Here is a 15,276-nt window from a genome sequence, read left to right on the forward strand (position 1 = left end):
CTGCCTGCGGCTTTTATCCACCCATCATGCGAGGTACGAAGCAATCTCAGAACTTTGCATAGCCGGTTAACCTATCCGGAGATTGCTTCGTGCCTTGCAATGACGTGTTGTTAATGAAAGTGTGAAATTATGTGAAAAAAATTCACATTTTTGCAAACTATTTATTACTATGACCGCTAAAGAAATACGCCAGGCTTTTCTTGATTTTTTCGCTTCTAAAGGCCACATTATTGTGCCAAGCGCACCTATTGTTGTTAAAAACGACCCAACCCTGATGTTCACCAACGCGGGGATGAACCAGTTTAAAGATGTGTTTTTGGGCGAAGCACCGGCGAAAGCCCCGCGCGTAGCCGATACACAGCGTTGCCTGCGTGTTAGCGGCAAGCATAACGATCTTGAAGAAGTGGGTATTGATACCTATCACCACACCATGTTTGAGATGCTGGGTAACTGGAGCTTTGGCGATTACTTTAAAAAAGAAGCCATTGCCTGGAGCTGGGAACTGTTAACAGAGGTTTACAAGCTTGATAAAAGCCGCCTGTACGTAACCTATTTTGAAGGCGACGAGAAGGAAGGCCTTGAAAAAGATACTGAAACCTACGATCTGTGGAAGCAGTATGTACCCGAAGACCGCATATTGCCCGGCAACAAAAAAGATAACTTTTGGGAAATGGGCGAAACCGGCCCCTGCGGACCGTGTTCGGAGATCCACTTTGACAGTCGCCCGGATAATGAGCGTGCTGAGGTTAGCGGTGCATCATTAGTAAATGCCGACCACGACCAGGTAATAGAGATCTGGAATAACGTGTTTATGCAGTTTAACAGGTTAAAGGATGGCTCGTTACAGCCGTTACCAAATAAACACGTAGATACCGGGATGGGCTTTGAGCGTTTGGTGCGTGTGCTGCAAGGAAAAACCTCCAATTATGATAGCGATGTTTTCCAGCCGATGATCCAGTTCATTGCAGAGAAAAGTGGTAAAAAATATAACAGCGCAGCCAAACCCGGAGATGCCGATTGGAATGATGCCGTTGCTATGCGCGTACTGGCCGACCATATCCGTGCCATAAGCTTTGCCATTGCCGACGGGCAACTACCTGCAAGCAATAAAGCAGGTTACGTTATCCGCAGGATATTACGCCGCGCGGTGCGTTACAGCTACCAAACCTTAGATTTTAAAGAACCATTCTTTAACGAACTGGTGCCATTACTGGCAGAGCAGTTTAAAGGAGTGTTTGATGAATTATATGCTCAGAAAGATTTTGTGCAGAAGGTGATTTTTGAGGAGGAGGTGTCATTTCTAAGAACGCTATCAGCTGGTATCAGGAAGTTCAATGAATTGACTTCAATTGTATATGTTGGAACAACCATTTTAAATGACGGTAAGTTTGTCGAACACCAACCAGGAGTAAACTCAATTTCGGGCCAAGCAGCATTTGAATTATCTGACACTTATGGATTTCCTATAGACCTGACCGAGCTAATGGCTCGTGAAAAAGGCTGGATTGTAGATATTGAAGGCTTTGAAAAAGCCCTTCAAGGTCAAAAACTTCGCTCACGCGCGGCTACGGCCGTTAGCGCCGGCGATTGGATGGTTCTTCGCGGTGGCGATAACACTCAGTTTGTGGGTTATGACGAAATGCAAACGGATTGCGAAATTTTAAAGTATCGTAAGGTTACCGCACAGGGTAAGGAGCAATACCAGATAGTACTGAACCGTACGCCATTTTATGCCGAAAGCGGCGGCCAGGTAGGTGATACCGGCATGTTAACCAGCGAATGGTACGATGAGCAAAAAGGACCCTTGTCGTTCGAAGTAACTGATACCAAAAAAGAGAACGGGTTAATTATTCATTACGCCAACCTACAACCTTATTACACACAGGATGGCGCGGAAGAATGGACCTTACCCAACCCAATGCCAACCCGCTTTATGGCGTACGTTGATATGGGCAAACGCATCATGACCAACGCTAACCACTCGGCAACGCACTTGCTGCATGCCGCGCTAAAAGAAACTTTGGGCGAGCACGTAAACCAAAAAGGATCGTTGGTAAACCCGGATCAGCTGCGTTTCGATTTTTCACACTTCCAGAAAGTTACCGATGACGAAATAGAAACCCTGGAACGCATTGTAAACCAAAAAGTGCGCGAAGGCATCCCGCTGAAAGAAGAACGCAATGTATGGTACAATGATGCTATCGCAAGCGGTGTTACCGCGCTGTTCGGTGAAAAGTATGGTGATTTTGTACGCGTAATAACCTTTGACGATAAATTTAGCAAGGAACTTTGCGGTGGTACGCACGTACAAAACACTGCCGAGATAGGTTTCTTTAAAATAACCGGCGAAAGCGCCGTAGCCGCAGGGGTTCGCCGTATTGAAGCCATCACCAGTTACCACTCTGTGAATTATATACAGGAAGAAGGCCGTTTGGTAAAAAAATTGAAAGAACTGCTTAGAAATCCTGCCGATTTATCTAAAAGCGTTGAAACTCTCCTTGAGGATAACAACCGAATGAAAAAGGAACTGGAGAAAGCGGTACTCATGAAAGCATCGGGTTTAAAAGATGACCTGGCTAAAACTGCCGAAGCAATCAACGGCATCAATTTCATCGCTCAAAAGGTTGAATTACCTAATGCAGATGCTATTAAAAACCTGGCCTATAACTTAAAAGATATTGTTCCGAATTTATTCCTGGTACTGGCAGCCAATATTAATGGCAAACCAAGCCTTACGGTAATGATTGATGAAGCTTTGGTAAAAGAAAAAGGCCTGCATGCGGGTAACATCGTAAAAGAGCTTGCTAAAGAGGTTAAAGGCGGGGGCGGCGGTCAGCCATTCTTCGCTACAGCCGGCGGCAGCGATGTAAGCGGTATTGATAACGCTTTAGCAAAAGCGAAGAGCTTTGTGAGTTAAATTATCTTTTCCCTAATTTCGAACGAGGTACGAGGAAAAATGAAATTTTTATAATGTATGGGTCTGTAAAATAAATAACGATTCGGCCCCTACGACTACATAAGCCATCGCTTCAATCTAAGACTAAAACAGAAAGACCGCTTTATGGGCGGTCTTTCTGTTTTGTGTGGAGTTCATTTAGTGTTTACCATGTCCTTTTCCGTGACCATTTCCATGGCCGTGGCCGTTGTTGCCTTTTATCTTAACATATTTTACTTTGTTATGGGCATTGTAAGAATTGCCACGTATCACAACCTTTTTATTTGAGCCTTTGTATTTAGCATAACGCACGCGGTCGGTTTCAAAATATGTATATGCCCTTGGCCTGTTTACGGCAACTTTATAACCATTATCGAGCCTGTAGCTGCTGTACCTTGCGGGCAGGGAACTTCTCCACACCCAGTGGCCACCGTCTAAATAAACAAATTGCTTTTTAGGTGCGTAGTAATAACTCTCAACATCGGGCAGGTAATAATAATCTACATTTGAGTATTCTGCAGGTGGTGTCCAGCTGCCAATATTTAAATTAACACTTATTTGTGCTTTGGCTGTGTTAACGGATGCTGCAAGTATAAAAAGGCTTGCAAATGTTCCTAAAATTAATTTTTTCATGTCTCTTCAAATAAAATTTAAGTGCGTATCGTAAGTGTAAAATATATAGACACATAATTGATGTAAATGTTTAAATGCCTGGCTGATAATGTATAATACGTGTTTTATTTAAATAAGAAAGACCGCCCAATCAGGCGGTCTTTCTTATTTAATGTTTTCATATAAATCAATTAATGATGGCCTTTGCCATGCCCTCTGTCGCCACCGCCGTGGCCTCTGTTGCCTACATGGCCTTGTGGTCTTCCGTGTTGTTGGCGGTTAATATGGGTAACCGTCCTTACCCGGGTATGCGATGGCCTATTCACTATCCGTGTGCGGTTTACAACCCTTGTTGGGCGGTTTACATAATGTGTACGGTTAATCACTCTTGTTGGCCTGTTCACATAATGGGTGCGATTTATTACCCGGCCATGCGGGCGATAGTAACGGTCACGTACAATTACATTCTTAACGCCCCTATAGTGCGCATAGCGGTTGCGATCGCTGTAATAGTAACGGTAAGGCCTTGGGCGGTAAACCGCTACCTTATAACCATCGTTAATATTATAGTAGTTGTATCTTACAGGCAGGGTGTTGCGCCAAACCCAGGTATTGCCGCTTAAATAAATGTACTGGTGCGTTGGCACGTAATAATAGCTGTCTACATCAGGCAGGTAATAATAACTGGCATCTGCGTATTCTGCAGGCGGGGTCCAGGTGCCAACATTAAGGCTTACACTTACCTGGGCTTTTGTTTGGGTAACAGATGCTGCCAGTATAAAGCAACTTGCAAGCATCCCTAAAATGAGTTTTTTCATAGTATCTTCTAATTATATTTCTGCACAGGCAAATTGCGTGCCTTATTTTAACAGACCATTACCTTAACACAAGGTTTAATAAAAAGATTTATACATGGCAAAATATAATAAGGACGTTTTTGCATGCTTTTCAAAAAATAGCTATAAAAAATAACATATAACACTATATTTGGCATGTTTGATCAATGCTGAAAAACAGCTGAATATACAATATGGCAGTTCTACAAAGCGGCGTGAGTGATAAGTACGAGTTGGTTGTTGGATTAGAAGTACACGCGCAATTATCTACTTTAAGTAAAGCATTTTCGTCAGATTCGGCAGCCTTTGGCGCCGAACCTAATCATCATGTTAGTCCGGTATCGCTGGGGCATCCCGGCACATTGCCGCGTATTAATAAAAAAATGGTTGAGTACGCGGTGAAAATGGGCCTGGCTTGTAATTGCAGCATCAATCTTAATAATACTTTCGCCCGTAAAAATTACTTTTATGCTGATTTGCCAAAGGGTTACCAAACCACGCAGGATCAGCAGCCTATATGCCTTGGCGGTGGTGTTACCGTAAAACTTGCCGATGGTACTTCAAAAACTATTGCCATTCATCATATCCACATGGAAGACGATGCTGGTAAAAGCTCGCACGACCAGCACGATCATTATTCGCTGATTGACCTGAACAGGGCAGGGGTGCCATTAATAGAAATAGTATCTGAACCAGATCTGCGCAGTGCCGAAGAGGCAGGCCAGTTCCTTACCGAGATCCGTCGCCTGTTGCGTTACCTTGATATTTGCGATGGCAATATGGAAGAAGGCAGTATGCGTTGCGATGCCAATATATCTGTAAGGCTAAGGGGCGCGGCCCGGTACGGCAACCGATGTGAGGTAAAGAACCTGAACTCTATCCGGAACGTACAGCGCGCTATCGAGCATGAATTTGCACGCCAGGTGGAGGTTATTGAGAATGGTGGCCGCATAGATCAGAACACGCTTAACTTTAATGCCGATACTGGCGAAACATCCGTATTGCGCTCTAAGGAAATGGCGAATGATTACCGCTATTTCCCCGAGCCCGACCTGATGCCAGTTCAAATAACCGAAGAGCAACTGGCAGCTATCCGCAGTAACATGCCCGCTTTACCAAACCAACTGTTTGAGAAATATACTCAAAAGCTTGGCCTCTCTGACTACGATGCGGGCGTTATTATTGCCGATAAAGAATTTGCCGCTTATTTTGAAGAACTGATAAAACATACCGCCAACTATAAATCGGCAGCAAACTGGGTAATGGGGGCTGTACGGTCATACATTAACGATAATGACATTAGCATTAGCAACATCGGGATACAACCCGCTACCTTAGCAGGATTAATAAAATTGGTTGATGAGGGCATAGTGAATAACTCGGTAGCCGCGCAAAAATTATTCCCGGCAATGCTGAAAGAAAATGGCAAAACCGCCGACCAATTGGCAAAAGAGCTAAACTTGTTGATAAGCGAAGATACAGACGAAGTGGACGGATTTATAAAGGCCGCCTTAGCAAAATACCCTGATAAGGTGGTGGAATACCAAAAGGGGAAAAAGGGCGTTTTAGGCTTGTTCATGGGCGAGGTGATGAAACTTTCAAAGGGTAAAATAGACCCGCAAAAAACCAACAAGCTTTTAATAAAAGAATTAGAATCTAAATAAGATATGAAGAACCGTATTGTTACCTGCCTTGCATTATTGGCAGCAGTTGTTATTACATCATGTAAAGATGCCACCACGTTTACCATATCGGGAACATTGAGCAATGTTGGCGGCATTAAAAAAGTGTACCTGCTGGCGGCAGATAGTGCACAAGTATCTATTATCGATTCGACCAGCGTAGGCTCAGGTAACAATTTTACCTTTAAACACAATGCGCCTTACGCTAATTTGTATAAACTGCGTATTGGTAGTAACATATATGATATTGTTGCGCAAAATGGCGATAATATCACCTTTAAAACAGATCTGGCTGATGTAAGCCATTCGTACGAGGTAAGCGGATCAGAAACATCCGAAAAAATTAAGGAGTTTAATAAAATAAGCAACCTATATGGAGAGAAGAACAGCAAGCTATCTGACGAGTACACAGCCAAATCATCCGCATTGGGCCATGAGTCTGATTCATTGTTGAAGATTTATGTGCCGCAATTCCAAAAAAATATTGCCGATTACAGCACCGAGATCTTGAAATTTGTTAACGCCAATAAAAAATCACTTGCAGGCTTTTACGCGGCCACCTCATTGGATCAGTATAAGTATGAGCAGCAACTGGTTGCTTATGCCGATGATATAAAGGATGACTTTAAAGATAACCCATCGGTACAAACCTTTTTAAAGCAAATGGCTGCGGTAAAACCAATATCGGTAGGGCATAAAGCGCCTGAATTTACTATTAAAAGCATTGATGATAAAGAGGTGAAATTATCAGACTATAAAGGCAAGTATGTAATGCTCGATTTTTGGGCATCATGGTGTGGCCCTTGCCGTCAGGAAAACCCTAACGTGGTAAAACAATATGCCGCTTATAAAGATAAAGGCTTTAACATATTGGGTATATCGTTAGATACCGAGAAAAAAGACTGGCAACAGGCTATTAATGCCGATAAGTTAAGTTGGGCGCATGTTTCTGATCTACAAAGGTTTGAAGGCCCTACAGAACGCCTCTACCATATCGAAGCTATCCCGTCTAACTTTATAATTGATCCGCAGGGTACCATAGTTGCAAAGAATGTAACCGGTGCCGATCTTGAATATTTTTTAAAGAAAACATTTAAATAACCTCAATTAAAGGTTAACTTTTGGCGCTATTTAACAATTTGTTAATATTAAATTAACTGTAAGCTTCTATTAAGGTTATACATTTATGCCAAAATAAATATACATGAGCACCAGCAAACAAAAGATATTAATTGTTGACGACGAACCGGATATTTTAGAGCTGATTGAGTATAACCTGAAGAAAGAAGGTTACCAGGTATATTCGGCACGTAACGGGCAGGAGGCTGTAGCCGAAGCCAAACGCACACAGCCGGACCTGATCGTATTAGATATAATGATGCCAAAGATGGACGGCATTGAAGCATGCCGCATTATGCGCACAATGCCCGAGTTTAAAAATACCTTTATGGTATTCCTTACTGCCCGCAGCGAAGAGTACTCTGAAATTGCAGGTTTTAATGTTGGAGCCGATGATTACATAGCTAAACCAATTAAGCCACGCGCATTGGTTAGCCGTATAAATGCCATCCTACGCCGCAACACACCACCCGAAGAAGTTACCGATAACAAACTGGAAATTGCCGACCTGGTAATTGACCGCGAAGCATACCTGGTTTATAAAAAAGGAGTTAAGGTGGTATTAGCCAAAAAGGAATTTGAGTTATTATACTTGCTGGCCTCAAAACCCGGAAAAGTTTATACCCGCGAGGTGATATTGAAAAACATTTGGGAAGATTCGGTAGTGGTTACCAACCGTACCATTGACGTGCATGTACGTAAACTGCGCGAAAAACTCGGCGATGATTGCGTATCAACCGTAAAAGGTGTAGGCTACAAATTTGAAGCATAAAAAAAGCCTTCCCAATAATCGGGAGGGCTTTTTTTGTTATATAGCATTTATGCCTTTTTTGCGGCAGCTACTTTTCTTTTTGCAGTGGCGGCAGGCTTGGCTACTGCTGCTTTTGCAGCAGCAACTTTAGGGGTGGCCGCTTTTTTTACAGCAGCAACTTCGGTTTTAGCCTTATCTGTAACGTCTTTAGCTTTGGTTGCGGCCTTTGCTTTTACATCGGTAGTCGTTTTTTTGGCTGCGGCTGTAGTGGATTTAGCTTTATCAGTTACAGCCTTCGCCTTAACAGCGGCTTTCTCTTTTACTTCGGCAACTTCTTTTTTGGCTTCGGTGGTAATGGTAGCCACTTTTTTAGCAACGGCGGTTTTAGCGGCAGTAGCTTTTTTGGCAACAGGTTTCTTTTTAGCGACTACCGATTCTTTGATATCGTCAATTTTGTCTTCCGCTTTTTCTTTCAGGTCTTCGGCGGTTTCTTTTGTGCCGTCCCAAAATTCTTCGATGGTTTCTTTTATCTTTTCAAAGAAGCCCTTTTCTTCGGGCTGTGTTTTTTTTGTGCTCATGCTGTTTTTATTTAGGTAGATGATAGATAGGTATTTAACATTAGTGGATTATATTTGTTTTGTGGCCATATGTAGCAATTAATTTAATTAACCGTATTTTTGCCGGCTATGAAGTTTCCAAAGTTTGCCGACCTGATACTGTTTGAAGATGATGATGTAATAGTGGTGAATAAACCACCGTTCATTAGCTCGTTGGATGAGAGGGAAGGCGGCGAGGTCAATATGCTGCGCCTGGCTAAACAATATACCGAGGATGCGCAGATATGTCACCGCCTTGATAAAGAGACCTCAGGTGCGCTTATTATAGCCAAAAACCCGGAGGCTTATCGTAGTGTATCTATGCAGTTTGAACGCCGTAAGGTAAAGAAGGTTTACCATGCGGTAATTGATGGTACGCATGTTTTTGAAAACTTGCTGATAGATCTGCCTATCCTTAACGTAGGTAAGGGTAATGTAACCATAAGCCGCCAGGAAGGCAAACGCGCCGAAACCTGGTTCCAGTCATTAAAATATTTTAAACATTATACATTGGTTGAGTGCCGCCCGGTTACAGGGCGTATGCACCAGATCCGTATACATCTGGCAACACAGCGGGCATCAATTGCAGGTGATGAAATGTACAAAGGGCAGCCGGTATTTCTTTCAAAAATAAAACGCAAGTATATACTTGGGAAAGATCAGGAAGAGTTACCTATTATGAAACGCTTTGCGTTACACGCTTTTGAAGTTAGTTTTAAGCTACCATCAGGCAAGGACATTACCGTGCACGCGCCGTACCCAAAAGATTTTGAAACACTGCTTAAACTGCTCGATAAGTTTGACAGTTAGCAATAAAAACGCCCCTTGCAAAATATGTAAGGGGCGTTTTTATTGCTAACTATCTTGTAAGCGGATCTGGTGGAACTGTATCTCTTTTTATTAAATTTTGATGCGGATCTGGTGGAACGGTGTCCCTGATTGCCTTGAAGCCAGATTTTGTGCTCTCTAAACTATTAGTGTTAGTTTTTTTTGTTGGTGCTGTGTTTTCTTTCTGGCAGGCAGAAACACCAATCACAATAACAGATAGTACTATGTAACCGATTTTTTTCATATTGATATTAAATAACTGTTCTAAATTTTCGCAAAAGTATAAATTAATTTATTATACGTAAACACTATTTAAAATGTTGCAATACTATATCTTTGTTTTTATCAAAGGCTTCTGTAAATTTAGTGAAAAATCAATGTATGCTTAAAAAGCCTGGCATTGCTCTCCTCTTAATTATTTTATTCTTACAAGTTGTGCGTGTTAACGCGCGACAGACACCTGCTGTCCAATCATCACAACATATTATTGATAAAGATACTCTGATCGCTATTCTTTCGCAAAAGGATGGCTTTTTGCGCGAAAAACGATTAATATCATTTACCAAAACATGTATTCAAAAATCAGATAGCGGCAAATTGTTGGCTGTAGAAGATACCTTGAATAATTTTTTTATAAAATATAATTTATCTAATAAGGGCATTTTCACCTATTTTATTAGCAGCCTTACCTTTACCAGGAAACATGACCTTAAACAAGCCGAGCTATATATGACAAAAGCTGTGCAGCTTGCAGAAAAGGAAAGTCAGGATTATATGGCCTTTCAAATGCTCAGTCACCTTGGTTTTATCCAAACAGATAAAGGGGATTATATTGGTGCTATTTATAATTATCGCCTTGCAACCATCAAAATAAGGAAACTGAAGGATAAGTTTAAGGATAACCGTCGTGAAGCGGCATTGAACATAAATATTTCCGATCTTTTTTATAAATCGGGTTTATATGCACAATCACTCAATTATCTTGATAACGCTTGGGGGTTATTGCAAAAAGATACTACGGGCAAACAACTTTTATCAAGTGCTATACTTTATAACAAGTCTGAGAATTTTTTCAGGATGAATAAGATAGATTCGTTAAAAAGATACCATGCTTTACTTGTAAGCCCTGGTAATAAAAATTATAAAATTTTTACTTACCGCCAGCGTACCGCTTATTATATAACCTTGTTGCAGCATAATTACAATTTGGCAATAAAGCAGATTAAAGAATTGCAAAAAAACAAAGATTATGCGCCTAACGACCTTGATGAGCAGCACCTTGCCGACGCTTATTATATGAGCGGGCAATTAGATTCTGCAAAATTTATAATTGAAAAGATACTTGCAACAGCAACAGAAAGCCACCAGCCCGAAGCGAAATTTCACCTGTATGAAACTTTGGCCCGCATAGCTGAAAAGAAAGGTGATTATAAAACATCTTCATATAACTTTATGCTGGCGCTTAAAAACGCACAGGAAAATAACATTCGTTTAACGCAGGTAGGTAGTATATCATCCCAAATAAAAATTGATGAAACCGAAAGTTCATATCTGCAAAAAGCTGAGGTTTACAGGAGAGAACGCTTATGGTTGCTGTTTATAGTACTAATTGCCGCTTTAAGCATAATAGTAATTGCATTGTTTTACCGCAACGTAAAGCAAAAGCGGCATTATGAAAAACTTTTATATGAAGCCAAAAAGGAAGAGCTTGCATTTATAAACTCGCACGAGGTACGCAAGCACCTAACCAATATACTGGGTATGATAGATATACTAAAGCACAGCAAAAACAAGCTGGATGATTATATTCAGCTTGAAGAGTACCTGTATCAATCGGCATCCCTGCTTGACGACTCTATTAAAAATATTTCAGAAAAATTAAACGAAGAGTAGGATTGCAAATTATTCACTTACAATCAAAGTGTTTTCACGCCCAATAATATCTGCAATACTGGTTTCTGATAAAATTTTAAGCGACGCATCGCGTACCTCAATAAACACATCGCGTATACCGCAAGTATGCTCCTGGTGGCATTCATCACAACGGTGGTAAAAGTTAAGGCTTGCGCAAGGTACCATAGCTATAGGCCCGTCGGTAATACGCATAATACTTACCAGGAAAATTTCCTTGGGGTCTTTGTTTAGACTGTAACCACCGCCCGCACCTTTTTTGCTATATAGGAAACCAGCGTTACGAAGGTCGAGCAGGATCTGCTCCAAAAACTTTTTTGGGATTTTCTCAAGTTCGGCAATTCTTGATATTTGCATAGGTGGTTTGTCCATGTTCTTGCCCATGACAACTAGCGCCTTTATCGCGTATTTAGTTTTTTTGGATAGCATTTATAAATATAGTACACAAAGTTACATAAACAAATTTGTACAACATAATATGCAAACATAGTATTTAGCTTACACTTTGTCTGAATGCCCCAGGCTTTTATCCAGGCATATTATATCGCGTACCAATTGCTTCAACTCTTTTATATCAGGGAAACGGCCTTGCTCTTTTCTGTCAAATATCACTGCCTCATTAATGCGAATGTTGTAATTGCCCGATGTGTGGCTTGGTTGCAGCGTTACGCCGTAAACATCTTCACTAAAAGTAGTGAGTAACTCTTGCGCCATATATGCCGCGCGCATAAGCCAGTTACATTTTGGGCAATACTCAATAGTGATGGTTGGTTTCATGCCGATTTAAATTGTAAAAAAATATTTATTAATGTGTCGTTTTGACATAATGATTGTTTTATGAAATAAAATTTATTAATTTCATCATCAATAAACCACCCAATTATAAAATAAAATTCATGAAAAAAAGCATATTGTTTTTGATGCTGCAGTTAGCCTGTATTATAACATTTGCCCAGGTACAGGTTAAAACCGCTAATGGGATTGTTGAAAGCGTAACCGAAAAATCGGGTGTTAACAGTTTTAAGGGTATCCCTTTTGCACAGCCACCCATTGGTGAATTACGTTGGAAGGAACCACAACCGGTAAACGATTGGAAAGGCGTGCGCAAATGTGATGCGTTTGGATACAACGCCATGCAGAAAAAAGTTTTTGGTGATATGGGTTTTCGTTCGCCGGGTATGAGCGAAGATTGCTTGTACCTGAATGTTTGGGTGCCTGCAAAACCATCAAAAACTAAACTGCCTGTGCTGGTTTACTTTTACGGAGGGGGCTTTGTAGCGGGTGATGGATCTGAAGCACGATATGACGGCGAAAGTATGGCGAAAAGAGGCATTATTACCTTAACTGTAAATTACAGGTTAGGTGTATTTGGCTTTATGGCCCACCCGGAATTGACCAAAGAATCGAAACATCATTCTTCGGGTAATTACGGCCTGCTTGATCAGAACGCAGCGCTGCGCTGGGTGCAAAAAAATATTGCCGCCTTTGGTGGCGACCCTAACAGGGTAACTATAGCCGGAGAATCTGCCGGCTCCATGTCTGTATCCGCTCAAATGGTATCGCCATTATCAAAGCACTTAATAGCGGGTGCTATCGGCGAGAGCGGGGCTATGTTTAAACCTTTGGCACCCGCAACGCTTAATACAGCTGAAAGCAACGGTATTAAATTTGGCGAAAAAGCAGAAGCTACCACTTTGGCTGCATTGCGTGCTATCCCCGCTGACCAGTTATTGGAATTAGCCTCTAAACCCGGTACACCGCCAACCGGCTTTGTGATGGATGGTTATTTTTTTGATAAAATGCCTTCAGAAACGTTCATGGCGGGCGAACAGGCTAATGTACCATTGCTGGTAGGGTGGAATTCGGCAGAAATACCTTACCAGGCCTTTATGTATGGCAGCGCCCCAACGCCCGAGAATTATTTGAAACAATTAAACATGTTTTATAAGGATAAGGCAAATGAAGTGCTTAAGCTGTATCCGGGTGCTACAGAAGATGAGGTAATTAAATCGGCTACGGAATTGGCGAGCGACCGGTTTATTGTTTATGCTACCTGGAAATGGGCCGATACACATGCAAAAACAAGCGGTAAGCCGGTTTATAGATATATTTTCTCAAAAGCTAAACCGCCTGTTACCGCAGCAATGGCTAATTTAACGCCGGGCCTTGCAGGTGGTGTTAATAAAAGTACCGAAGCAGAAAAGGCTAAACCTAAAGGGCCGCAACCGTATAACGGCGCACCCCATGCTTTTGAAATAGAATATGCTATGGGCAACCTGGCTACTAATAAAATGTATGAATGGACTGCTGCAGATTATAAGGTATCTGATATAATGGAAAGCTATTTTGCCAACTTTATAAAAAATGGTAACCCTAACGGCGCTACATTACCAAAATGGAACGCTAATACTAAAGGAGGCCCTGTTACCTTTATGAACATAGATGTAAATACCGTATTAGAAAAGGAAAGTACACAACTTAAGGGCAGGTATATGTTTTTAGATAAAGAATATTCGAAGTAGTTTGTAATTATACAAACAGCTGTAATAATAAAGGGCGCAAAGATCTGATCTTTGCGCCCTTTTATTTAACTGAGGACACTATTTATAAGTGTATCACTTCACCATATGCATCAGCAGCAGCTTCCATAACAGCCTCGCTCATGGTAGGGTGAGGGTGTACTGATTTGATGATCTCATGACCAGTAGTTTCCAGTTTGCGCGCGGTAACCACTTCGGCAATCATTTCAGTAACGTTATGGCCCAGCATGTGTGCGCCGAGCAGTTCACCGTATTTAGCGTCAAATATCAGTTTTACAAAACCATCTTTAGCTCCGGCAGCACTTGCCTTGCCTGATGCCGAGAACGGAAATTTGCCTATTTTAAGTTCGTAACCAGCTTCTTTAGCTGCTTTTTCGGTGTAACCAACGGAAGCAACTTCAGGCATACAATAAGTACAGCCCGGTATGTTATTATAATCTAAAGGCTCGGGGTTTTTACCTGCAATTTTCTCTACGCAGATAATACCTTCGGCTGATGCAACATGTGCTAATGCCTGGCCTTTAACAATATCGCCAATGGCGTAAACGCCGTCAATATTGGTTTTATAAAAATCATCAACCAATACCTTGCCCTTATCGGTTTTAACACCGTTCTCTTCAAGGCCAATGCCTTCGATATTGGTAGAGATACCAATGGCGGATAAAACAACATCAGCTTCTAATACGATGTTGCCTGTAGCGGTTTTAACATTAACCCTACAGCCTTCGCCGTTGGTATCAACAGATTCAACGGTTGAACCCGTCATGATATTGATGCCTTGTTTTTTAAGGATTCGCAACAAGCCTTTTGAGACCTCTTCATCCTCAAGCGGAACGATGTTATCTAAAAACTCAACAACAGTTACCTTAGTGCCAATTGCATTATAAAAATAAGCAAACTCAATACCTATAGCGCCCGAACCTACTACAACCATTGATTTTGGCTGTTGTGGCAATACCATAGCATGGCGGTAACCAATTACTTTTTTACCATCCTGTTTAAGGTTTGGTAACTCGCGCGAGCGGCCCCCCGTAGCCAGTATGATATTTTTGGCGGTAAAGTCCTTGCTGGCGCCATCATTCATCTTAACAGATACAGTGCCTTTTGATTTTAAAAAGCCGGTACCTATAATTACATCAATTTTATTTTTCTTCATCAGGAACTGAACACCTTTGCTCATACCATCGGCTACGCCACGGCTCCTTTTTACTACAGCTTCAAAATCAACTTCTCCACCGCTGGTTTTTATACCGTAATCGGCAGCGTGGTTTAAGTATTCAAACACCTGGGCGCTTTTTAATAATGCTTTTGTAGGGATACAACCCCAGTTTAGGCAAATACCCCCAAGCGATTCTTTTTCAACAATAGCGGTTTTTAAACCCAATTGTGATGCGCGGATAGCAGCAACATAGCCGCCCGGGCCCGAACCAATAACAATTAAATCGTAATCCATATAGTATGTATCT

Annotated in this window: 14 protein-coding genes; 7 read left to right on the forward strand and 7 right to left on the reverse strand. The window is 41.6% G+C overall.

The annotated features are described in order from the left end of the window. The first annotated feature begins 169 nt into the window (after positions 1-169). Positions 170-2,917, forward strand: a complete 2,748-nt coding sequence (gene alaS / locus IDJ75_RS16325) for an alanine--tRNA ligase (protein ID WP_191176682.1) — start codon at positions 170-172, stop codon at positions 2,915-2,917. 177 nt (positions 2,918-3,094) lie between these two features. Here alaS and IDJ75_RS16330 read toward each other — a convergent pair whose 3' ends face one another. Together IDJ75_RS16330 and IDJ75_RS16335 are read right to left on the reverse strand one after the other, a co-directional pair. Next, the gene (locus IDJ75_RS16330) at positions 3,095-3,568 is read right to left on the reverse strand and encodes a hypothetical protein (protein WP_191176683.1); all 474 of its coding nucleotides are present in this window, start codon (positions 3,566-3,568) and stop codon (positions 3,095-3,097) included. A gap of 170 nt (positions 3,569-3,738) precedes the next feature. Continuing rightward, positions 3,739-4,365 (reverse strand): hypothetical protein, encoded by a 627-nt coding sequence (locus IDJ75_RS16335; protein ID WP_191176684.1) that lies wholly within the window; start codon positions 4,363-4,365, stop codon positions 3,739-3,741. Positions 4,366-4,577: 212 nt separating this feature from the next. On the opposite strand from IDJ75_RS16335, the gene gatB reads away from it, so the two are divergent. The 3 genes from gatB to IDJ75_RS16350 all read left to right on the forward strand — a co-directional run bounded on the left by gatB (position 4,578) and on the right by IDJ75_RS16350 (position 7,956). Continuing rightward, positions 4,578-6,047, forward strand: coding sequence for an Asp-tRNA(Asn)/Glu-tRNA(Gln) amidotransferase subunit GatB (gene gatB, locus IDJ75_RS16340; RefSeq protein ID WP_191176685.1), 1,470 nt, complete (start codon positions 4,578-4,580; stop codon positions 6,045-6,047). A gap of 3 nt (positions 6,048-6,050) precedes the next feature. After that, on the forward strand, positions 6,051-7,166 hold the full coding sequence (locus IDJ75_RS16345) for a TlpA disulfide reductase family protein (RefSeq protein ID WP_191176686.1): 1,116 nt from the start codon (positions 6,051-6,053) through the stop codon (positions 7,164-7,166). A gap of 103 nt (positions 7,167-7,269) precedes the next feature. Further along, positions 7,270-7,956, forward strand: coding sequence for a response regulator transcription factor (locus IDJ75_RS16350; RefSeq protein WP_191176687.1), 687 nt, complete (start codon positions 7,270-7,272; stop codon positions 7,954-7,956). A gap of 47 nt (positions 7,957-8,003) precedes the next feature. Here IDJ75_RS16350 and IDJ75_RS16355 read toward each other — a convergent pair whose 3' ends face one another. Next, positions 8,004-8,513: a YtxH domain-containing protein gene (locus tag IDJ75_RS16355; protein WP_191176688.1), complete on the reverse strand. Its 510-nt coding sequence runs from the start codon at positions 8,511-8,513 to the stop codon at positions 8,004-8,006. A 108-nt stretch (positions 8,514-8,621) separates the two neighbouring features. Between IDJ75_RS16355 and IDJ75_RS16360 the strand changes: the two genes are divergently transcribed. After that, positions 8,622-9,341: an RluA family pseudouridine synthase gene (locus IDJ75_RS16360; RefSeq protein ID WP_191176689.1), complete on the forward strand. Its 720-nt coding sequence runs from the start codon at positions 8,622-8,624 to the stop codon at positions 9,339-9,341. Between the two features lie 49 nt (positions 9,342-9,390). Here IDJ75_RS16360 and IDJ75_RS16365 read toward each other — a convergent pair whose 3' ends face one another. Further along, positions 9,391-9,603, reverse strand: a complete 213-nt coding sequence (locus tag IDJ75_RS16365; protein ID WP_191176690.1) for a hypothetical protein — start codon at positions 9,601-9,603, stop codon at positions 9,391-9,393. 137 nt (positions 9,604-9,740) lie between these two features. Here IDJ75_RS16365 and IDJ75_RS16370 point away from each other — a divergent pair, with 137 nt between their 5' ends. Continuing rightward, on the forward strand, positions 9,741-11,252 hold the full coding sequence (locus IDJ75_RS16370) for a hypothetical protein (protein WP_191176691.1): 1,512 nt from the start codon (positions 9,741-9,743) through the stop codon (positions 11,250-11,252). A 9-nt stretch (positions 11,253-11,261) separates the two neighbouring features. On the opposite strand, the gene IDJ75_RS16375 is transcribed toward IDJ75_RS16370, so the two are convergent. Together IDJ75_RS16375 and IDJ75_RS16380 are read right to left on the reverse strand one after the other, a co-directional pair. Continuing rightward, on the reverse strand, positions 11,262-11,699 hold the full coding sequence (locus tag IDJ75_RS16375; protein ID WP_067063173.1) for an RrF2 family transcriptional regulator: 438 nt from the start codon (positions 11,697-11,699) through the stop codon (positions 11,262-11,264). A 69-nt stretch (positions 11,700-11,768) separates the two neighbouring features. Then, complete coding sequence (locus tag IDJ75_RS16380) at positions 11,769-12,047, reverse strand: SelT/SelW/SelH family protein (RefSeq protein WP_191176692.1); 279 nt, start codon at positions 12,045-12,047, stop codon at positions 11,769-11,771. 119 nt (positions 12,048-12,166) lie between these two features. On the opposite strand from IDJ75_RS16380, the gene IDJ75_RS16385 reads away from it, so the two are divergent. Beyond that, positions 12,167-13,792 carry a carboxylesterase/lipase family protein gene (locus IDJ75_RS16385; RefSeq protein ID WP_191176693.1) on the forward strand — a complete coding sequence of 542 codons (1,626 nt, stop codon included), beginning with the start codon at positions 12,167-12,169 and terminating at the stop codon, positions 13,790-13,792. 82 nt (positions 13,793-13,874) lie between these two features. Here the strand turns inward: IDJ75_RS16385 and lpdA are convergent, their stop codons facing one another. After that, positions 13,875-15,263 (reverse strand): dihydrolipoyl dehydrogenase, encoded by a 1,389-nt coding sequence (gene lpdA / locus IDJ75_RS16390; protein WP_191176694.1) that lies wholly within the window; start codon positions 15,261-15,263, stop codon positions 13,875-13,877. Between the last annotated feature and the right edge of the window lie 13 nt (positions 15,264-15,276).

It is taken from the genome of Mucilaginibacter rigui, assembly GCF_014773275.1.
In the GTDB taxonomy this organism is placed as follows: Bacteria; Bacteroidota; Bacteroidia; order Sphingobacteriales; family Sphingobacteriaceae; genus Mucilaginibacter; species Mucilaginibacter rigui_A.